Annotated in this window: 17 protein-coding genes; 12 read left to right on the top strand and 5 right to left on the bottom strand. The window is 73.2% G+C overall.

What is annotated here, in order from left to right; genetic code table 11:
- Nucleotides 1-52: 52 nt before the first annotated feature.
- From I847_RS0116715 to I847_RS24420, 7 genes are all read left to right on the top strand, one after another.
- Complete coding sequence (locus tag I847_RS0116715; protein ID WP_028050601.1) at nucleotides 53-418, top strand: VOC family protein; 366 nt, start codon at nucleotides 53-55, stop codon at nucleotides 416-418.
- A gap of 102 nt (nucleotides 419-520) precedes the next feature.
- A complete protein-coding gene (locus I847_RS0116720) occupies nucleotides 521-961 on the top strand; it encodes an ATP-binding protein (protein ID WP_028050602.1) in 441 nt (146 codons plus the stop codon).
- A gap of 199 nt (nucleotides 962-1,160) precedes the next feature.
- Complete coding sequence (locus I847_RS0116725; protein ID WP_028050603.1) at nucleotides 1,161-2,606, top strand: chromosome partitioning protein; 1,446 nt, start codon at nucleotides 1,161-1,163, stop codon at nucleotides 2,604-2,606.
- A gap of 121 nt (nucleotides 2,607-2,727) precedes the next feature.
- Nucleotides 2,728-3,414, top strand: a complete 687-nt coding sequence (locus I847_RS24415) for an RNA polymerase sigma factor (RefSeq protein ID WP_231384260.1) — start codon at nucleotides 2,728-2,730, stop codon at nucleotides 3,412-3,414.
- A 69-nt stretch (nucleotides 3,415-3,483) separates the two neighbouring features.
- Nucleotides 3,484-5,025 (top strand): hypothetical protein, encoded by a 1,542-nt coding sequence (locus I847_RS0116735; protein ID WP_028050604.1) that lies wholly within the window; start codon nucleotides 3,484-3,486, stop codon nucleotides 5,023-5,025.
- A gap of 333 nt (nucleotides 5,026-5,358) precedes the next feature.
- On the top strand, nucleotides 5,359-6,312 hold the full coding sequence (locus I847_RS0116740; protein WP_081681067.1) for a 5'-3' exonuclease: 954 nt from the start codon (nucleotides 5,359-5,361) through the stop codon (nucleotides 6,310-6,312).
- Between the two features lie 203 nt (nucleotides 6,313-6,515).
- Nucleotides 6,516-7,076, top strand: coding sequence for a DoxX family protein (locus tag I847_RS24420; RefSeq protein ID WP_081681068.1), 561 nt, complete (start codon nucleotides 6,516-6,518; stop codon nucleotides 7,074-7,076).
- 125 nt (nucleotides 7,077-7,201) lie between these two features.
- Here I847_RS24420 and I847_RS26880 read toward each other — a convergent pair whose 3' ends face one another.
- A complete protein-coding gene (locus I847_RS26880) occupies nucleotides 7,202-7,717 on the bottom strand; it encodes a hypothetical protein (RefSeq protein ID WP_155856200.1) in 516 nt (171 codons plus the stop codon).
- A gap of 124 nt (nucleotides 7,718-7,841) precedes the next feature.
- On the opposite strand from I847_RS26880, the gene I847_RS24425 reads away from it, so the two are divergent.
- The gene (locus I847_RS24425) at nucleotides 7,842-8,387 is read left to right on the top strand and encodes a ribonuclease H (protein WP_051275088.1); all 546 of its coding nucleotides are present in this window, start codon (nucleotides 7,842-7,844) and stop codon (nucleotides 8,385-8,387) included.
- A gap of 2 nt (nucleotides 8,388-8,389) precedes the next feature.
- Here I847_RS24425 and I847_RS0116760 read toward each other — a convergent pair whose 3' ends face one another.
- The 4 genes from I847_RS0116760 to I847_RS0116775 all read right to left on the bottom strand — a co-directional run bounded on the left by I847_RS0116760 (nucleotide 8,390) and on the right by I847_RS0116775 (nucleotide 14,449).
- Complete coding sequence (locus tag I847_RS0116760; protein WP_028050607.1) at nucleotides 8,390-8,896, bottom strand: DUF3806 domain-containing protein; 507 nt, start codon at nucleotides 8,894-8,896, stop codon at nucleotides 8,390-8,392.
- A 106-nt stretch (nucleotides 8,897-9,002) separates the two neighbouring features.
- Complete coding sequence (locus I847_RS27625; RefSeq protein WP_028050608.1) at nucleotides 9,003-13,166, bottom strand: S8 family serine peptidase; 4,164 nt, start codon at nucleotides 13,164-13,166, stop codon at nucleotides 9,003-9,005.
- A gap of 149 nt (nucleotides 13,167-13,315) precedes the next feature.
- A complete protein-coding gene (locus tag I847_RS0116770) occupies nucleotides 13,316-13,903 on the bottom strand; it encodes a protein-L-isoaspartate O-methyltransferase (RefSeq protein ID WP_081681070.1) in 588 nt (195 codons plus the stop codon).
- A 159-nt stretch (nucleotides 13,904-14,062) separates the two neighbouring features.
- A complete protein-coding gene (locus tag I847_RS0116775; protein WP_028050610.1) occupies nucleotides 14,063-14,449 on the bottom strand; it encodes a hypothetical protein in 387 nt (128 codons plus the stop codon).
- A gap of 128 nt (nucleotides 14,450-14,577) precedes the next feature.
- On the opposite strand from I847_RS0116775, the gene I847_RS27630 reads away from it, so the two are divergent.
- The 4 genes from I847_RS27630 (at nucleotide 14,578) to I847_RS24440 (ending at nucleotide 20,736) form a co-directional block, all read left to right on the top strand.
- Nucleotides 14,578-15,900, top strand: coding sequence for a M15 family metallopeptidase (locus tag I847_RS27630; RefSeq protein WP_155856201.1), 1,323 nt, complete (start codon nucleotides 14,578-14,580; stop codon nucleotides 15,898-15,900).
- 19 nt (nucleotides 15,901-15,919) lie between these two features.
- Nucleotides 15,920-17,065, top strand: a complete 1,146-nt coding sequence (locus I847_RS0116785; RefSeq protein ID WP_028050611.1) for an AAA family ATPase — start codon at nucleotides 15,920-15,922, stop codon at nucleotides 17,063-17,065.
- Nucleotides 17,066-17,119: 54 nt separating this feature from the next.
- Nucleotides 17,120-17,557, top strand: a complete 438-nt coding sequence (locus I847_RS0116790) for an OsmC family peroxiredoxin (RefSeq protein WP_028050612.1) — start codon at nucleotides 17,120-17,122, stop codon at nucleotides 17,555-17,557.
- A 275-nt stretch (nucleotides 17,558-17,832) separates the two neighbouring features.
- Nucleotides 17,833-20,736: an FAD-binding and (Fe-S)-binding domain-containing protein gene (locus tag I847_RS24440; RefSeq protein ID WP_051275089.1), complete on the top strand. Its 2,904-nt coding sequence runs from the start codon at nucleotides 17,833-17,835 to the stop codon at nucleotides 20,734-20,736.
- Nucleotides 20,737-20,741: the final 5 nt, after the last annotated feature.

The following is a 20,741-nucleotide window of genomic DNA, read 5'->3' on the forward strand; positions in this document are numbered from 1 at the left end:
GAGGTGCCTCTGAGGCCCTCTGAGGTACCTCAGAGGAGGGCACGATGGAGCCATGGAACTCGTGCAGGTCGCCCAGCGCGCGACCGACCTCGACCGGGCTGCGGCGTTCTACACGGAGCTGCTCGGCACCCCGCCGGCGGCGCGGTTCGACCCGCCCGGGCTGCTCTTCTTCCCGCTCGCCGGGGTCCGGCTGCTGCTCGACGTGAACGCGCCGAGCGCTCTGCTCTACCTCCGGGTCGACGACCTCGATCAGACGGTCGAACGGCTGCGGGCGGCGGGCGTGACGATCGAGTCGGAGCCGCACGTCATCTTCAGGCACGCCGACGACACGCTCGGGCCGGCCGGGACCGACGAGTGGCACGCGTTCGTGCGCGACTCCGAGGACAACCTCGTAGGGCTCGTCAGCCAACGGCGCTGAAGCCGGGTCGGCCGACCCCGCCACGGGGTTACCGGTGGGTCTTCACCCGTACGCGTACGGGCACCCCGGGCGCGAGCCCTCCGACTCGGGCACCCTAGACAGGTGGGCGACGTACGGGACCTTCGGAGCGCAGCGAGCGCACGGCACCGTGACGCGCACGTGGTGGACGCCCAGCTCGTCGTCGAGGCGGAGCGGTCGGCCCCCCGTGCCGCGCGGCACTGGGTCATGCGCGCCGTCGCCGAGGCGGGCATCGGTGGCTCCACCAATCAGGTGGTCGAGCTGCTGACCGGCGAGCTCGTCGCCAACGCCGTGGTGCACGGCCCCTCCGACCAGTCCGTGACCGTCCGTGTGCGCATCGACGGTCACGTGGTCCAGGTGTTCGTCAGCGACGCCGGGGGTGGCGTCCCGACGGTCCGGCACCCGGAGCCGACGGCTCCGAGCGGGCGCGGGCTGGCGCTCGTCGAGGCCCTCTCGTCGGACTGGGGAACGACGAACCGGCCCGACGGGAAGACCGTCTGGTTCGAGGTCCACGCGGACGAGTGAGGGTCCGTCGGGCGACACATTCGCGACCGGGAGACGTTCCGGAGGCCGTACCGGGGCGATCGGGACGAAGAGGATGGGCCCTGGCCTGCGGTTCGACGGTGCACGTGGCGCCCGTCCGGCGTAGTTTCGGGGCGTAGTCGCTGGGAGAACAGCACGAAGACGAGCGGCAACAGTCACCGCCGACGAGGGGTATCACCACATGAGCGACGACGGTCAGAAGGGGTCGACGGCGACCCGTCTGCCAGAGATCAGTGCCGAGGTCCGCGAGGACGGCACGGGGGAGATCTCGATCGACGGCGTGATCGAGCGCGTCACCAAGGCCAACCTGGCCGAGGCCGGTGCCGCGATCACGTCGCGGATCGCCGAGCTCGCCGTGTCCGTCGGCCAGCCCGTCCCCGTGCAGGTGCGTGACCCTGAGGGGCTCTGGTCCCTGATGATCCACCCGGACGGCGTCGTCGACGAGGCCCAGACGGACCCTGTGGTGGCTGAGCAGCCGAACGGCGCCGTCGCGGCGCCGACCGTGAGCGAGCGCGACTCGGTGGCCGCAGTAGCGGGCCTGCCCGACGACGCGGTCGCCACGCCGGCGGCACCGGCGACGTCGTCCCGTGGTCCGGCCGCGAAGCGAGCCGACGTGCCCGAACCGGCGCCGGTCGTGACCCCCGCCGCAGCCCCGGCCCCTGCGTCGCCGCCCGCGACGCCGACCGGACCGCTCCCCACGCTCGACGACCTGCTCGCGGCGCGGCACCCGGTCGAGCACGGCGGCCCGGCGGAGCACGGCTGGCAGGCCGGCCTGCGTCGGATGACGTTCGGTGCGATCAAGCCCGGGCCCGGCAAGGTCGAGCGTCGTCGACGCGCCGCGTCGGCGTCGGTGCGGCGGACCCTCGACGGGCCCAAGACCATCGTCGTCATCAACCCCAAGGGCGGCGCCCACAAGACCACCGCGACGATGCTGATGGCAGCGACGTTCGGCCTGCAGCGCGGCGGCTACACGCTTGCGTGGGACAACAACGAGACCCGCGGGACGCTCGGCTGGCGCTCGTCGCACGCCGACCACACGCGTACCGCCGTCGACCTGCTCGACGCCCTGCCGCGGCTGACGGAGCAGGGGACCGTGCGGATCGGGGACCTTGACGGGTTCGTCCGGACCCAGCCCACCGAGCAGTTCGACGTGCTGGCCTCCGACGAGAACTCGGCGTCGGCGTCGTCGGTGGACGCCAAGTCGTTCTCCGACCTGCACCAGGTGCTCTCGCGGTTCTACCGGGTGATCCTCATCGACACGGGCAACAACATGCGCGCCTCGAACTGGCGGGCCGCGATCGGCGCCGCCGACCAGATCGTCGTCGTCTCGACGATCCGCGAGGACACTGCCCAGTCCGCCGCCTGGGCGCTGGACGCGTTGCGATCGACGGGTCAGGAGGAGGCGGTCCGGCGGGCGGTCACCGTGCTCTCCGCCCCTGAGCCCAAGGTGGACAAGGACCTGCACAAACGGCTCCGCAGCCACTTCGGTGCCTTGACCCGCACGGTCGTCGACGTCCCGCACGACAAGGCCCTCGTCGCCGGTGGACCCATCGACTACGAGGCCCTGGCGCAGCGGACCCGCGACGCCTGGTTGCATGTGACCGCGACCGTCGCCGACGGTCTCTGACGCGTCGTCTGCTCCACACCTGATCGGTCGTCTGCTCCGAAACTGATCGTCAGGCCGGTGCAAGATCGCACAGGCTGACGACAGAGGGGGGATGTAGGCCATCGCCGACCCTGGGAGCACCGTGCCACCGCGCAACACGTCCACGTCCGAGAACGCGACCGACGCCGCGACGATCGGCGCGCAGGACGGTGGCGCGACGGGCGAGCGCACCGTGGACCGGGCGACGGCTGACGTCGCGGTCGACGTGGTGGCGACGCGCCCCCCGACGCTCGTCCCGGTCGGTAGCAGTGGGGAAGACACGGCTCCCCCGGGCGACCCCCTCCACGACGCCCGCTGGTTCGAGGCGCTCGTGCGGGCGCACTCGACCGCTGTGCACCGGTTCCTGGTCCGCCGCACGGGTCGCGACGACGCCGACGACCTCACCGCCGACGTGCTGACCATCGCGTGGCGGCGGCGCGACGACATCCCGGACGGCGCGGAGCTGCCCTGGCTGTACCGGACGGCCGGTTTCCTCGTCGCGAACCACCGCCGCAAGGCGCGCCCACTGCCGGTGGCGGACGTCCCGGACGAGGCAGACCCGTTCGGATCCAGCGACCCGGCGCACCTGTTCGTCGAGGACGAGCAGGTGCGCACGGTGCTCGGTGCGCTCGGGGCGCGCGACCGGCAGATCCTCTTGCTGAACGCCTGGGAGGGTCTGGTCGGCGAGGGCCTGGCGGCGGTGCTGGGCATCTCGCGGGGCGGTGCCGACGCCGCTCTGAGCCGCGCTCGCGCCCGGTTGCGGGAGGCCTGGGCCGCAGCCGACGCCTGACTGCGTGCAAGGCCAGGTCTCGTCGGAACACAAGCGGGGTAGAGGACAACCCCGTACAGGAGGCACCCGATGGACGACGACCAGACTCGCGCGCACGACGACCCGTCGAAGGACGACCTCGCGCACGACGACCTCGCGCACGACGACCTCGCGCACGACGACTCCGCGCACGACGACCCTGCGTTCGCCCGGCTGCGGGCCGCCGACCCGGCCGGCGGACCCGCACCGGATCTCGCGCCGGTCTACGCGGCCGTGACCGCTGCGACGGGCGTCGATGTCGGCGGGGAGGTGATCCTCGTCGACCAGCTCTCGAGCCGCCGTGCTCGACGCGCACCGCGGTGGCTGCAGGCCGCGGCCATCGTCGCCGGGATGGCGGTGATCGGCGGCGGGAGCTACGCGGTCGGCGGTGCCCGCGCGGACACGAAGGCCGTGGCCGAGCCCGCGATGAGCCTCGAGAACGGTGGATCCGGCACGCGGGACGACGCTGCGAGCTCGGCAGTCTCCGGCGCGCCGGAGGCCGCTGTGGGCTCCGCGGTGCCTCCACTCGCGGGGCGTGTCGATGCGGGCACTGGCGTCGCGACCGACGGCAAGCTGGCCGGCGGGGGCTTCGGGTTCGGACGGACGGTGTTCGCGTCCCACGGGCTCTCGACGCAGGCCGGCAGCGCGCCGGCGTACGGCTTCGACGCCGTGTCGACCTACACGCAGGCGACGGTGGAGCACGCGGCGGCGGCGCTCGGGGTCACGGGGACGGCGCACCAGGAGTACGGGCAGTGGCTGGTCGGACCCAACGACGGAACGGGCCCCAGCGTGACAGTCTCGTCGGACGGGAGCGTCTCCTACTACGACCCGACCCGCGACCCGTGGTCGTGCCTCAAGGCCGAGAAGATGGACGCGCTGCCGCCCGAAGCCGGTGGCGGATCCACCGGTTCCGGCGGGTCGGCAACCGGGACCGACGACGTCGCCCCCGCACCCTCGTCGGCGCCCGACATCTGCCAGTCGAACACCGACCGCGCGCCGAGCGGCAAGGCGGCGGTCCGGCAGGCCAAGGACACGATGTCGGCGCTCGGCGTCGACCCCGCAGGCTTCGAGTTCGAGTCGGCGACCGACGAGTCGGGCGGCCAGTCCGTGAGCGTCGCGGCCTTCCAGGTGGTCGACGGTCAGCGCTCGGGGCTGTCCTGGAACTTCACGGTCGTGGCGTCCGGCGTCCAGTCGCTGTACGGCACGCTCGCGCCGACGGTCTCGCTCGGGGACTACGACGTCGTCAGCCCGACCGAGGCTGTCACCCGGCTCGGTGACCCGCGCTTCGGAGCCGGCTACGGCGGCGTCATGCCGATGGCTGCCGATGCCCGGTTCTCCACCGGTGGGGCGACGCCGGACGTCGCGCCCGGACCGTCCGACGAACCCACCGTGCCCGCGACCCCGGAGGCCGGGAGCCCCCTCGCCTGGCCGGTCGAGCACGTGACGATCGTGTCGGCGCGCCTCGGGCTCGCGCTCACCACCCTGGCTGACGGCGCCTCCGTCCTCGTCCCGACCTACGAGCTCGCCGACGCCGACGGCACCACGTGGACGGTCGTCGCCGTCGCGGACACGGACCTCGACTTCTCGTCCTGACGATCCACCGCTCGGCCGGCCCGCACCTGGAGGGGATGCGGGCCGGCCGCCGGTCCATGTGCACCGCCCCGGGCCCACCAGCCGCCGGACCCGCCAACCACCCGCCCACCCAGCCACCCACCCGCCCAGCCACCCACCCGCCAGCCAGCCGACCCCATCCGGCCGACCCCAGCCGGCCGGCCCAGCCGGGCCGCCCGCTCGTCGTCGAGAACAACCTGAACGACGTCATAGAACGTCAAGGCGTCGACAACGTTGTTCTCGACGGGCGTCGGGACCCAGTCGACGGCTGTCCCGGGCGCGTCCGCGGGCCGTGGGGGCTGACAGGATGGCCGCATGGCCGAACGTCCCCAGAAGCTGCTGCTGCTCGACACCGCGTCGTTGTACTTCCGCGCCTACTTCGGGGTGCCCGAGTCGATGACCGCGCCCGACGGCACACCGGTGAACGCGGTGCGCGGGCTGCTCGACATGATCGCGCGGCTGGTCACCGACCTGCGTCCCACCCGGCTGGTGTGCTGCTGGGACGACGACTGGCGACCGGCGTTCCGGGTCGACGCGATCCCGTCCTACAAGGCGCACCGGGTGGCCGTCGAGGTGCCGGGGACCACCGGCCTGGAGGTCGTCCCGGACACGCTGTCACCGCAGGTGCCCGTCATCGTCGACGTGCTCGCGGCGCTGGGCATCGCGCGGGTCGGCGTGCCGGGCTACGAGGCCGACGACGTCATCGGGACGCTCGTCGCGCGGGAGGTCGCGAAGTCGGCGGACCGCGCGGTCGTCGAGGTCGTCACCGGCGACCGGGACCTGTTCCAGCTGGTCGACGACCAGGTCCCCGTTCGGGTGCTCTACACGGCGCGCGGCATCCGGGACCTGGAGACGGTGGACCAGGCGCGGCTCCAGGAGAAGTACGGCGTCGCGACCGGCTCCGGCTACGCCGACATGGCCGTCCTGCGGGGCGACCCGAGCGACGGGCTGCCCGGCGTGCCGGGGATCGGTGAGAAGACCGCTGCCGCGCTCGTGCACCGGTTCGGGTCGCTGGTGGAGGTGCTGGTCGCCCGCGACGCCGGTGCGGCGGGACTGAGTCCGACGCAGCGTCGGCGGCTGACCGAGTCCGCGGCCTACCTCGCCGTGGCGCCGGCCGTCGTCCGGGTGGCGCCGGACGCGCCGGTCGGGGACGTCGACGACCGGCTGCCGAACGTCGTCGCCGATGCCGAGGCGCTCGTCGCGCTGGCGGAGCGGTGGGGCCTGTCGTCGAGCGTCAAGCGCGTGGTCGACGCGCTCGCGCTCGGCTGAGAATCGTTGCCTGGTGCCGTCAGGACGACGGTATTCGCACCGATGATCGTCGGGCTCGGGTGAACTACCCCGAACCGGACGTATCAGACACAAACCGGTGCCCTCCTGTCGAGACGTGTGCACCAACAGGTGGACGCGTTGCTGCCGGAGTTTCCCGGCAACCTGACCCCGTGCCGGGGTCTCGACCCGGAAAGGTACGTCCCATGTCTGTCCTCACCTCGCCCACGAAGTCCGCGGGCCCGACGAACGTCCCGGACAACTCGCTTGCCCGCCCGACGACCCACGCTCGCCCGACGGGCCCCGCGCTGCTGGCGCGCCTGCTCGACGGTCTCGCCCAGCTGCTCACCCGGTACTCGATCACCGCACTGCGCATCAGCCTCGGCGTGGTCTTCCTCGGGTTCGGGGTCCTGAAGTTCTTCCCGGGCATGAGCCCGGCGGCCGAGCTGGCCGAGCGCACGATCGGTGCCCTGACGCTCGGTCACGTCGGACCCACCGCGGCCCTGCTGCTCACCGCGACCATGGAGACGTTCATCGGCCTCGCGCTGATCACGGGCTGGTTCCTGCGGGCCGGTCTGGTCGTCCTCGCCGGGGCCCTGGTCGGCATCATGTCGCCGCTGGTGCTCTTCTTCCACGAGCTGTTCCCGGCCGGCGGTCCGACCTTGACGGCGCAGTACGTGGTCAAGGACATCGTGCTCGCGTGCGCCGCTGCCGTCATCGGCGCCACGGCGCTCGGTGCTCGCCTGCGCCTCACCGATCGCCCGTGACCGAACCGATCGCCCGTGACCGAACCGATCACCCGTGACCGAACCGATCACCCGGGACCGAACCGATCGCCCGTGACCGAACGGTCGCCCGTGACCAGGCCCGGTCGACTGCGTCACCGACCGCGTCAGCTCCTGACGAAGACGTTCGCCGCCGCCTCGTGCCACCCGGCCGGGGCGGTGGCGCCCGCCGGGACGAGCATCACGTTCTCGAGCCGCAGGACGTGCGGCGTGCCGGCGGTGGAGGCGCAGGACGTCTGGGCGAGGTCGCCGACAGGCATGGCCAGCAGGCAGAGCTTGTCGTCCGGCGCGGTCGCGACGAAGTAGGTGGTGGTGTCGTCGGACGTCAGGTAGCGCGTGGACTCCGGGTAGATGAGCAGGTCGGCGAGGTCGCTCGACGCGATGACGTCCCCGGCCCGCTGGCTCTCGGCCAGCACGGGCACCAGGTCGGCAGGATCGATCGCGTCGACCGCGGGAGTCTGCCGGGCCAGGCTGGACCAGACCAGCCCACCGACCACGAGCAGGAGGGCAGCGACCAGCGTGAGGGCGGTCAGCAGGCGCGAGTGCCGTGTCGACGCCCCCACCCCGCGGAAGCCCGTGAAAACGTCGCTGAAAAGATCTGCGTCGTCGAACGTCGTCGTCATACCGAGGATCATCGGCCTGTCGGGACCCCGACCTGAGGACCACACGCACGATGTACCCGATTCGTCGCTCGATCGGGCGATGCGCTCGCCGTGGCAAGCCCCACGGGGCGGCAGAATGCTCGGTGTGATCACGGTCAGCACGGACGGTTCCTGCCTGCGCAACCCCGGCGGAGCCATCGGCTGGGCCTGGGCCAACCACGACGGCTCGTACGACAGCGGCGGCCACGCCTCGGGGACCAACCAGATCGCCGAGCTCATGGCCGTCCTCGAGGCCGTCCGCGCGCACCCCGGCGACGAGCCGCTGACCATCCAGGCCGACTCGCAGTACGCGATCAAGTGCTCGTCGGAGTGGATCCACGGGTGGCGGCGCAAGGGATGGCGGACGGCGTCCGGCGGTCCCGTGCAGAACCTCGAGCTCATCAAGTCGATCGACGCCGCGATCGCGTCGCGGCCGGGCGGCGTCGTGTTCGAGTGGGTGCGGGGGCATCGCGGCGACCAGTTCAACGAGCGGGCCGACGAGCTCGCCGGCATCGCCGCCCGGGCGGTGCGGGACGGCGTCGACCCGGCGCCGCCGTCGTTCCACGCAGGCGCGACGCCGGTTCCTGCCGTCACGCTCGCGCCGGTCGCGGCCCTCGCCGGACTCTACGAGGACCCCGACGTCCTGTTCTGACCTCAGTGGGTCGAGCGGTGCCCCGCCAGGATGGCCAGCGCACCGCCGACGGCCTCGTGCACGTGCCCGGCGAGCCAGCCCACGGGGGCGTGACCCCAGTGCTCACCGACGGACCCGATCGGGAAGATCACCAGGTCGTGCGTGGGGTGGCTGAGCACGAGCTCGGGCTCCCCGTGACCGTGTGCCGTGGCCCAGGACAGCCCGGGGACGCGTTCGGCCACCAGGTCGCCGAGCGCCACACCGAACGCGTGGACCAGGGGAGCGGAGTCGGCGCGGTCGTCGCTCTGCAGCCAGATCGCCTGGACCCGGTCGAACAGGTCGCTGACCGTCTGGGCGTCGGCGGAACCCCGGCACAGGTCCGCGACGATCTCCCGGTGCTGAGCGGCCCAGACCACCTCGGCGGCATTGAGCGGCACGACGCGGACGTCACGGCTGTCGTCGGCCGGAGCGTGCGGGTGCGGCACCTCCAGGCCGTCTTCCGGCCTCGCCGTACGTCGGAACAGTCCCATGCCGCCCTATCGGCGTCGCGGGCGGCCCGATTGAGCGCGCGCAGCGTGCGTCACCCGAGCGGAGGGCCGCGCGTCGTGGTGACCGCGCGGCCCTCGTCGCGACACCTCAGCCCTGGCGCATCACCGTCAGGGTGTGGCTGGCGGAGGACCCCCTGTAGCCGCGGTCGCCGCCGTAGGTCGCGACGACCACGCCCGACCTCTGGACCGCCGGCAGGGTGATCGTGCCGACGCCGCCCGACAGGTGGACGGTGCCGATCCGCGTGTTGTTCAGCGTGACGACCGCGGTGCCGGTCGGGGTCGGTGCGCCGGCCGGACTGCGGACCGTGACGGTGACGGTCGGGGTGCTGCCCCTGGGGACCGACCACGACACCGCCGAGACCCTCGTCGTGGACTGCGCCTTGGTCACGACGTAGTACGCACCCCCCTGCGACCCGGACACGTCCGCGCTGCCCCCGAAGACGGCGGTCAGGTGGTGCGTGCCGACGGCGAGGTCCTTCGGCAGGGTGATCGTCGCCCTGCCGACGCGCCCGGTGACCGTGAGCTTGGCGGTGCCGATCACCAGACCGTGGTCCTTGATCCTCACGGAGCCGCCGGGTGCCGCGCTGGCGCCCGTGACCTTGACGGTCGCGGTCGTCCTGGACCCGAAGGCGGCAGTCCGGTGGGACAGGGTGAGGGTCGTGGTGGACGCCGACTTCTTGATGGTGACGGACACCGGGGGGGACGTGGACGGGGCGTAGAGGCCGTTGCCGGGTGTGAAGGCTGCCGTCAGCGTGTGGGTGCCGGCGTGGAGCTTCACGCTGACGCTCGCCTTGCCCTTGTCGACCGGCGCGGACCCGACGGCTTTCGTGCCGTCCAGGAACGTGACCGTCCCTGCGGCCGCGTACGGCGAGACCGTCGCCGTGAGGGTGAGCGGCTTGCCGGCCGTCTTGTCACCGGAGACGGACAGCGTGGTGGTGGTCGCGGCCGGCGTCGGGACCGTGACGTCGACCACCTGCCACCGGGACGCGACGTCGGGGTTCTGGTTCTTGAGCACCAGCAGCTTGCTCGTGGCGGCGCCGGTGCCCTTGTGCACGGGGAGGATCGTGCCGTTCCCGCCGACCGACGTGAACGAGTCGTCGATGTTGTTCTCGAACCAGAACGGCGGGTCGTACGGGTTCACGGTGAACGCCGGTGCGGTGTCGATCAGGCCGAAGTTGGCGAGGGTCAGCACGCGCACCCGCGGCGTCGAGCCCGCCGGGATACCGGCGTCGCCGAGGTCGATCGGAGCGACGAACACGTTGGCGTCGAAGATGCCGGTGTCCACCGCCCCGGTGAACCCGTTGACCAGCTCGAGGCCCACCTGGTCGCCCGTGGCCTCGTCGAACGTGGCCGCGACGGTCAGGTCGGTGGTGCCGTCGTACTTCACGACGTCGGTCTCGAGGTCCCAGGTCCCGTCGCCGTCGATGTCGGTCTCGATGATCGGGATGACGGCGAGGCCGAGGCTGGCCCACTCGCCGTTCGTCGCGACCCCGATGCCGAGCTGGCCGTCCGTCGGGTCGCCACCGGCCGCAGCGATCACCGGCGCGGTCGAGGCCCAGCCGACGTACCTGATGTCCCCGGACGCCCGCGCCGACGGTGACACCGCGAGGGCCGGTGCAGGCTCCAGCTGCGGGCTGGTGGAGCCCAGGATGAGCGGCGTCGTCAGCGAGTACCAGCCACCGGACGCGACCCCGCGACCCGACAGCGCCAGACCGGCGGTCGTCGCGGTCGGGTCCGCGAACGTGACAGGCGCCGCGGTGAGGTTGGACACGAGCCGCGGTGCCGCCTGCAGCGGCACGCGCAGCTCCTGGCTGCCGGACGTCAGGACGAGCCGTCCGCTGACCTCGGCGACGTAGTCGCGGGAGAGGGTCACGGGCGGGTCTCCCGCGATGGTCGTCTTGGGGTCCATCGTCGGGTCGATCTGGCGTTCGAGCGTGGCGGGGTCGGCCGTGAGCGTGAGCGTCACGATCTGGGTCCGACCGGCGGCGAGCGTGAACGACTCGGGCGACGCCGTGATCGTCGCGCCGCCCGCCTTCGAGGCGCTGCTCACCGAGGCGGTGAACCGCTGGCTCGTCGTGCCGAAGTTCTTCACCGTGACGGTCTTCTTCTGCACGACCGTGGTCGCCCCGACGGGGACGATGCCCCAGGTCACCGACGTCTGCGCCGGCGCCTCGGAGTTGTACGCGACGACGTCCGTGCTGACCGCGTTCAGGGCGTCCACGCGACCCGAGCCGACGCGCTCCGGACCGTAGGTGAGCCCGGTGTGGTTCGGGCCGGCGTACAGGTCGTGCGTCGCGGTGTTGACCACGGCAGCCTTGATGTCCGTGGATCCCCAGCTGGGGTGCGCGGCCCGGACCAGTGCAGCGATCCCAGCCACGTGCGGCGATGCCATCGACGTCCCCGACAGCGACTGCGGCTCGTTGCCGGACCCGGAAGCGGCCGAGAAGATCAGCGAGCCCGGTGCGGCGACGTCGGGCTTGGACCAGCCGAGCGAGCCGTGGGTGCCGCGCGCGGAGCTCGGGTTCAGCACGTCACCGGCAGACTCGTCCTCCACCGAGGCGGCCAGGTCCGGCCCGATCTCGGCCGTGAGCGTCCCGTTCTTGATCTCGGGCAGCAGGAGGTCCGTGGTCCCGGCGGTCATCTGCAGCCCGGGGATCGCGGCGATCCCGGAGATGCCGGCGGTGAACACGGCCGACTCGGTCGGGAGCAGCACGCCGACCGCGCCGGCGGCGGCCGCGTAGCCGAACCGGACGACGGACCCGCACCGGCGGGTCGAGTCGTTGTCGTCCCACCACAGGTAGGCGATCTTCCCGGCGACGGCCGCAGCCTGCTGCGGTGTGAACGCGGTGCAGCCGTCGAAGTCGCCACCCGGGTCGCCGACCGGTGCGGTGACGTCCGGACCGGTGTAGGCGATCGAGTTCTGGCCGGGGTGGAGCCCGACGAGCGCAGGGTTCGCGGCCGCGGTGACCTTCACGGCGTCGTAGGTCAACGGTGAGCCGACCGACCAGGCCACCGTCAGGGCGCTCGCCGAGTTGCCCGGGGAGCCGTCGATGTCGGTCACGTCACCGGAGTTGCCGGCCGAGTTCACGACGACCGTGCCGAGGGCGGTCAGCCGGTCGACGAGCAGGTTCTCGGGGTCGTCGGCGGGCGCGCCGTCCTCACCGAGGGACATGTTGACGATGTCGAGCCGGTCGCCGAAGTCGCCGTCGCCGTTCGGGTCGGCGGCCCGGTCCAGCGCCAACGAGACCAGCTCGGTGGAGCCGCCGGAGTCGCCGAACACCTTGAGGGAGTAGAGCCCGGCGCCGGGCGCGGTGCCCGGTCCGACCTGCCAGTCGGCGACGCTGCCGAGCGCGGAGTAGTCGCCGCGGAAGGTCGTGCCGTCGGGCAGGACGCCGAAGCCCGCGGCGGTGCCCGAGACGTGCGTCCCGTGCCCGTCGTTCCCCCCGGTGTACGGCGCGTCGATCGGGTTGTTGTCGGGCACCGGCACCGGGCTGGACCCGTCGATCAGGCCCTCCGGGTCGTAGTGCGGGCCGGCGAAGTCGTACCCGCCGATGAACTTCGTCGGGTCGAACGACCCTGCCGGGATCGGCTGGGAGCCGTCGACCCCGTACGCGGCCTGGTACGCGGCGACCGTGCCGGCCCCGCCGAAGTCGGCGTGGGTGTAGTCCAGGCCGGTGTCGACGACGCCGATCCGCACCCCCTCCCCGGTCACCCCGGTGTCCTGCCAGGTGGCCAGTGCGCGCGTGAACTCGACGGAGTGCGCGTTGTCGAGGGACTTCGGGATGACGCGATACACGGCCACGACGTCCGGCGACGACGCGAGGTTGCGCACCCGGGCGGCGTCGCCGGTGACGAGCGTGCCGGCCACGAGGTTGGTCAGCGTCGCGATCTGCTTGGGCGCGGGCGACGCCATCGTCCGCTTGGTCAGCTGCTGCGGGACGACCTCGTCGGCCAGCGCCTCGGTGCTGTCGGCCGCGGCCTGGACCTGTGCGGGGGTGCCGCCGTCGGCCGCGACGTCGGCGCCGGCGGCAGCGTCCAGCTGGACGAACGCGGTGACGGTACCGGTGACTCCGTCGAGGCCCTTCAGCTGGGCGGTGGCCCGCTTCGCGTCGGGCCGCGGGGGGAGCGACCCCGCCGCAGTGGGGCCGTCCGACGGTGGGGGCGCCGCCGCAGCCGTCCCTGCTCCGAACATCGCCACGCTGACCGTGAGCGACAGCGCTGCGAGTGTGGCGACGACCGATCGACGTGACATGTGTGAATCCCTCGTTTGCTGCGGACCGGCGAGCAAACACCCGGCGTGACCGGAGTCACACCGAGTGCCCGACTCGTGCACGTTACTGAGGAGTTTCCGTATTCGCCATCGCCGGGGCCACATCATCCCGCCTGGCGGCGGCGAACCGCTCAGCGCAAGGGCACGAAGCTGTACGAGCCGTGCGAGGTCACGGTGGTGCGCCCCTCGGCCCGGAGCACGACCTGCAGGGTGGATCTCACAGGGATCACCATCCGGCCGCCGTCCTCGGCGAGCTGCGCCACCAGCTCTGCCGGCATCGACCGGGGCGCCGCCGAGACCAGGATCCGCGGCCAGCCGCCCTCGACCGGCCGTCCGAGGACGTCCGGCGCGGCCGGCTCGAGCGTGGCCCACGGCATCCGCTGCGCGGCGAGGTTGGCCGCGCCCCACCGTGCGAGCTGCGGGTCGAGCTCCAGCCCGAGCACCGACCCGCCGGGGCCGACGAGCCGGGCGAGCAGCGCCGTCGTCCAGCCGGACCCCGCGCCGACGTCGAGCACGCGACCGCCCACGGGCACCTCCAGCAGCCGCAGCATCGTCGCGACCGTGCTCGGCTGGGAGTTCGTCTGTCCGTGCCAGAGCGGCAGCGGGCGATCCTGGGCGGCGTACGCACGCTGCTCGGCAGGCAGGAAACCCGTCCGCGCGAGCGCGCGCATCGCGTCGGCCACGTCGGCGGCGCGCTGCGGGTCAGCGCCCATGCCCATCGTCCGAGCCTACGAGCGCGCTCCGCCATCGGGGTGGTCGCGACCGTGGAGGTTCAGTGCCCGTGCCGTCGTGCCGAGGTCCAGGGCATGGGCGACGTCGACTCCTGGCTGGTGTGCGCCCCGACGCCGCGCGCCGGGGCCGCTCCGGTGCTGCCCGGGTCAGCCGGCGCGCTGCTCGCGCTCGCGGACACCGTGGTCGGCCTCGTCGTCGCCACCGCCGTTCTCGACCGGCGGGACCACCGGAAGCATGCCCGTGCGCGGCACCTCGGCCGCCGCGGGTGCCGGGACGAACTTCGGCTTGCGGCCCGGACGGCCACGCTCGCGACGGGTCTCGATGCCCTCCAGGGCGGTCGCGCGCCAGACCGCTCCGCCGTTGAGCCGGCCGTCGGGCTGGGGCAGCCACGGCACCTTGCGGGACAGCCAGACCCGGATGGTGGCGTGCTCGACGCCGAGCCGCTCGGCCAACCGGGCGATGTCGTAGAGGTCGTCGAGACCGGTCGGTGTCGGCGGCGCGGTCGAGTCGTCGGAGCGGTCGGCAGGGAGCACGGCGGAAGCCTAGCGGGCCCTCGCTGTGAATTGTGTGACGACACCGTAACGAGATGCGCACGAGATCTCCCCCGCGTTCGGGCTCAAGTTCACCTGGACGACCGTCCGAAACACTTAACGTGTCACGCGTGAGTAACAAGTTTCTCCGACGAGGTCGGCCCGAGAGCGGTCGGCACGCCTCAGCGCGCCCTGCGCCGGTCGTGCCGAAGGTGTCCCTGCCGCGTCCGGCCCGACTGGCCCAGGGAGGTGTGGTCGCCGCCCTCGCGGTGAGCCTCTGCGCCACCATGGCCGCGGGTGCGAGCGCCGGCAGCGCCGGAGCGCCGCTCGGCGCCTCCCACACCGCCCGCGCCGCCGCTGAGGTGGCCGCCGCCCGTCACGGCGCCGTCGACGTCGCCACCGACGCCCTCGAGGTCGCCCACGCCGTGCAGGCGGAGGGCAGCGAAGCCGCCGTCGACGCCGCGCAGCTCGCCGCGCTCGAGGCCGCGACCGCCAAGCTGAACCGGCTCGTCGCGGCGGTCGACCCGGTCGCAGCGGCCGAGGTCGCGGCCGCCACCGTCGCCGTCCCCGCGCCGGCGGCCCCTGCTGCCGCCCCCGCCCCCGCCCCCGCGGCGCCCGTCGCCCCCGCGACGCCCGCGGTGACCGACCCCGGCCCGGTCCCCGCAGCGGAGCCGGTGCTCGAAAAGTCGGCCGCCGACGCCCTCGTCGCGCCGACGGCGAAGGCAGCCACCGAGCAGCCGGCGCCGACGGACTCGCCGACGACCTCGCCCTCGGCGACGACCTCGCCTGTCGCGACGATCCCGCCGACCGACGGCATCGAAGACACCGCCACAGCGCAGCTGCGCGAAGCCGTCGCCGCGGTCGCCACCCTCACCGCCGACGTGCGCACCAGCGCCGAGGCGAACCGCCTCGCGGCCGCCGCTGCAGCCCAGGCCGCTGCGGACGCCGCTGCCCAGGCCGCCGCAGCCGCCGAGGCCCAGGCCGCCGCGGACGCCGCAGCAGCCGCCCAGGCCGCGGCAGCCGCCGCGCAGCGCGCCGCATGGAAGCAGTCCCTGCGGGGCTACTCGAACGGCCGCATCCCCGAGGCCGCCCTCTGCGGCGTCACCTTCGACGCCTCCGTGCACCTGCGCTGCGACGCCGCCCAGCAGCTCGACGTCCTCAACACCGCGTACCGCGCACACTTCGGCACCGACCTGGTGATCTCCGACTCGTACCGCTCGTACGCCGGACAGATCTCCTGCCTGCGCACCAAGGGCTACCTGTGCGCCACTCCCGGAACGTCCAACCACGGCAACGGCATCGCGGTCGACCTCGGCGGTGGCATCGAGGCCTTCGGCACCAGGCAGCACGCCTGGATGGACGCGAACGCACCCGGTCTCCAGTGGGTCCACCCCGGCTGGGCCGAGATCCGTGGCACCAAGCCTGAGGCGTGGCACTGGGAGTACTCGGGCTGACCGGTCCTACGATCGGGCCATGAGCTCCCCCGGGCACGGACGGACCTGGCCCCTCGTCGGCCGGGCTGCTGAGCTCGACGATCTCGACGACCTGCTCGCGACCGCGGCCGGCGGCCAGGGCGTCACCGTCCTGCTCGAAGGTGAGGCCGGGGTCGGCAAGTCCAGCCTCGTCGATGCCCTGCGCGGCTCCGCCCGGCTCCTCGACGTCCAGCTGAGCACCGCGCGGGCGTCGAGCATGCGACCGTGGCCGTTCGCGGTGCTGTCCGACGCGCTGCTGCAGAGCCCGTCGCGAACCCCGTTGGAGATCGAGCTCGCCGGGCTCCTCGACGCGTTCTACGCGGCGCCCACCGTGCCGGACGACGAGATCGTCCGCGCGGGCGCCATGTTCGCCGACCTGCTGCGCAAGCGCGGTGCCGCGCGCCCCTGGGCGCTCGTGCTCGACGACGTGCACGAGTCGGACGCGGCGTCGCTCGACGTCCTGCACGAGCTCGCGCACGAGGGCGCTCTGCACAACGCGCTGGTGATCCTCACCATGCGTCCCGTCCCGTACCGGCCCGAGCTCGCCGCCGTCGTCGCGGCCTGGACCCGTGCCGGCGCTCGGCACCTGGAGCTGCGGCCCCTGAGCGGTCGCGCGACGGTCGAGCTGGCGGAGCACCTCGTCGGCGGTCCGGTCGGGCCGTCGCTGCGAGGGACCCTCGCGACGACCGGCGGGAACCCGCGGTTCGTCGCGGACGTGGTGCGGACCGCACGCTCGTCGGGTGCGCTCGTGACCACGGAGGGCGTGCACGACGCGACGGGTTCCGTCTGGCTCGTCCCCCTGGACGAGGTGGTCCGCCGACGGATCGAGTACCTGGGCAACGACGTGCTGGTCCTGCTCGGTCAGGCGTCCGTGCTCGGCACGTCGTTCGTGATGACGGACCTGGCGATGCTCGCCCAGGAGCCTGTCGCCGACTGCTGGCGCACCCTTCGGCACGGGCTCGCCGCAGGTGTGGTCCGCGCGCGCGGCGACCGGCTCGTCTTCGGGCACGACCTGGTCCGGGCGGCGTTGTACAACGGACTGCCTCCCGACGAGCGCCGCGCCCTGCACGCCCGGGCTGCGGTCGCCCTGAGCGAGGCCGGCGCTCCGGCGCAGATCGTCTCGATCCACCTCGATCGCGCGCGCTGACGCCCGTCCCCTCCTAACGTGGACCCCTCGTCGACGTCCATCGAAGGAGTACCCATGGCTACCCGTACGTCTCGCACCGCGTGGAACGGCACCCTGCAGGAGGGCAGCGGCCAGGTCGAGCTGACCAGCTCCGGGCTCGGCACGTTCGACGTCTCGTTCCCCCGGCGCACGGCCGAGACCGCTGACGGGACGACGAGCCCCGAGGAGCTCATCGCCGCCGCGCACTCGTCGTGCTACTCGATGGCGCTGGCCGGCGAGATCGCCCGCGCCGGCGGCACCCCGATCGCGCACCAGGTCACCGCCGACGTCACCCTGTCGCCCGACCCCGCGGGCGGGGTCGGCATCAGCGCGATCCACCTGACCGTCCGCGCCGAGGTCGAGGGCCTGGACGCCGACGCGTTCGAGGCGGCCGCACAGGCCGCGAAGGTCGGCTGCCCGGTCAGCAAGGCCCTCACCGGCACGACGATCACCCTGGACGCAGCCCTCGACTGACCCCGCCGCCCACCCAGCAACGTCCGCACTCGTGTGGCCAATAACCCCCACGAGTGCGGACGTTGCTGAATCACTTCCGGCAACGTCCGCACTCGATGGGCCTATGGCGCCCTCGAGTGCGGACGTTGGCGGGAGCGGTGGGGCGCGGCCGGTTTCGTGGGCACCTGTGACGGGGTGGGCGTCTCCGATGGGAGACTGCGCGGGTGGCGGCCGTGACCGAGACTGTGGCAGGGAACGTGGACAGCGCGCAGGTCGTGGCGGCGCTGCGGTCCGCGATGCGTGGGTCGGTCGACGACTCCAGCCGTCGGCGGGCCGAGTACTCCACGGACGCGTCCAACTACCGGGTGGTCCCGCAGGTGGTGGCCTTCCCGCAGGACACCGACGACGTCGAGGCCGCGCTCGAGGTGTCGCGCGACCTGGGCGTTCCGCTGACCGCGCGCGGCGGCGGAACGAGCGTGGCCGGCAACGCGGTCGGCACCGGGATCGTGCTCGACTTCTCGCGGCACGTGAACCGCATCCTCTCGATCGACCCTTCGGAACAGACCGCTCGGGTCGAGCCGGGCGTCGTCATGGCCGCGCTCCAGAAGGCGGCTGCACCGCACGGGCTCCGCTTCGGTCCCGATCCGAGCACGCAGGCCCGCGCGACGCTCGGCGGGATGATCGGCAACAACGCCTGCGGCCCTCGCGCGGTCGCCTATGGCCGCACCGCCGACAACGTGCTCGCCCTCGACATGGTCGACGGGACCGGTCGGCGCTTCACCGCGTCGTCGGGCGCAGGTGCGCTCGACGTGGTCCCGGGTCTCGACGGGCTGGTCCGGGCCCACCTCGACGTCATCCGCACCGAGCTGGGTCGCTTCGGGCGGCAGGTCTCCGGCTACTCCCTCGAGCACCTGCTCCCCGAGAGGGGCACCGACCTCGCCAAGGCGCTCGTCGGCACCGAGGGGACGGTCGGCACGCTGCTCGGCGCGACCGTCCGACTCGTCCCGATCGCCGCCGCCCCGGTCCTGGTCGTCCTCGGCTACCCGGACATGCCCGCCGCGGCCGACGCCGTCCCCGCGCTGCTCGCGCACGCGCCCCTGGCGATCGAGGGCATGGACTCGCGCCTGGTGGACGTGGTCCGACGAGTGCGCGGTGCCGCCGCCGTCCCGACCCTGCCGCCCGGCGGCGGCTGGTTGATGGTCGAGGTCGGCGGTGCCGACCTCGACGAGGCCCTGTCCCGCGCGAACGCCCTCGCCGCCGACGCCGGAACGACCGCCGTCGGACTCTTCCCGCCCGGTCCCGACGCCGCCCGCATGTGGCGCATCCGCGAGGACGGTGCAGGCCTGGGCGGTCGGACGCCGTCGGGGGAGCAGGCCTGGCCCGGCTTCGAGGACTCGGCGGTGCCGCCGGAGCGGCTCGGCGCCTACCTGCGCGAGCTCGAGGCGCTCATGGCGGCGCACCGCGTCGACGGCCTGGCGTACGGGCACTTCGGCGACGGGTGCGTGCACCTGCGTCTCGACATCCCGCTCGGCCGGTCGGGCAACCCCCTGCGCGCGTTCATGGAGGACGCGGCCGCGCTGGTCGCCTCGCACGGCGGCTCGCTGTCGGGGGAGCACGGCGACGGTCGCGCCCGCTCCGAGCTGCTGTCGGTGATGTACACGCCGAAGGCCATCGGCCTGTTCGGCGCGTTCAAGGACCTCTTCGACCCCCGCGACCTGCTCAACCCCGGCGTGCTGGTCCGGCCTCGGCCGCTGGATGCGGACCTCCGACGCCCGTGGGCCCGCCCGCTGCTCGCCGACGGCCACGGGTTCTCCTTCGCGCACGACGCCGGCGACCTGACCACGGCCGTGCACCGCTGCGTCGGCGTGGGCAAGTGCCGCGCCGACAACACGGCGGCGGGCGGGTTCATGTGTCCGTCGTACCTGGCGACGAAGGACGAGAAGGACTCGACCCGCGGGCGAGCGCGCGTGCTGCAGGAGCTGGCGAACGGCACGCTGGTCTCCGGCGGCTGGTCGTCGCCCGAGGTGCACGAGTCGCTCGACCTCTGCCTGAGCTGCAAGGCGTGCTCGTCGGACTGCCCCGCAGGCGTCGACATGGCTCAGTACAAGTCGGAGATCTTGCACCGTACATATCGCGGGAAGGTGCGGCCGATGTCGCACTACGCCCTGGGGTGGCTGCCCCGCTGGGCTCGGCTGGTCACCGGGGTCCCCGGCCTCGCGGCGCTGACCAACGCGGTTCTGGGCATCCGACCGGTCGCCAAGGCGGTCCTGGCCGGCGGTGGCATGGACACGCGTCGCCAGATGATCACGTTCGCCCGCACCCCGTTCCGTGCGTGGACCCGCGGCGAGGGTCGCGACGACGTCACGCTGGTGACCGCCCGGGACAACAACACGGCCGACGTCCGGCCCGAGGGTCGTGCGAGCGACCTCTCGCTCGGGCGCGACGAGGGTGTGGGCAGGCCCAAGGTGCTGCTCTGGACGGACACGTTCTCCGACACCCTGTCGCCGACCGTCGCGCACGCCGCGGTGGCCGTGCTGCGCGACGCCGGGTACGAGGTGCTGGTGCCCGAGCAGAAGGCCTGCTGCGGCCTCACCTGGATCAGCACCGGCCAGCTGGACGGCGCGCGCAGGCAGCTGTCGCAGCTGCTCGAGGTCCTCGGGCCGTTCGCCGTCAACGGCATCCCGATCGTCGGGCTGGAGCCGTCGTGCACGGCCGTGCTGCGCTCGGACCTGCGCGACCTGTTCCCCGACGACCCCCGCGCGGTGGCGGTCGCCCGCGAGACCCGCACGCTCGCGGAGCTGCTCACGGCTCCCGCGCCGATCGGACCAGGCGACCGCTGGCAGGTGCCCGACCTGTCCGACGTCACCGCCGTCGTCCAGCCGCACTGCCACCACCACTCGGTGATGACGTGGAACCCCGACCGCGCGTTGCTGACGGAGGCGGGTGCGCAGTTCTCCGCTCTGGCCGGGTGCTGCGGGCTCGCCGGGAACTTCGGCATGGAGAAGGGGCACTACGACGTGTCGGTCGCGGTCGCGGAGAACTCGCTCCTGCCCGCGCTTCGGGACGCTGCCCCTGGTGACGTCTACCTGGCCGACGGGTTCTCCTGCCGCACGCAGGCGGAACAGCTCGCCGGCGTCGAGGGCATCCACCTCGCCGAGCTCCTCGCAGCGCACCTGCCGGCCCGCGAACCGACCGCCTGACACAC

This window comes from Cellulomonas sp. URHD0024 (assembly GCF_000426185.1).
Classification (GTDB): domain Bacteria; phylum Actinomycetota; class Actinomycetes; order Actinomycetales; family Cellulomonadaceae; genus Cellulomonas.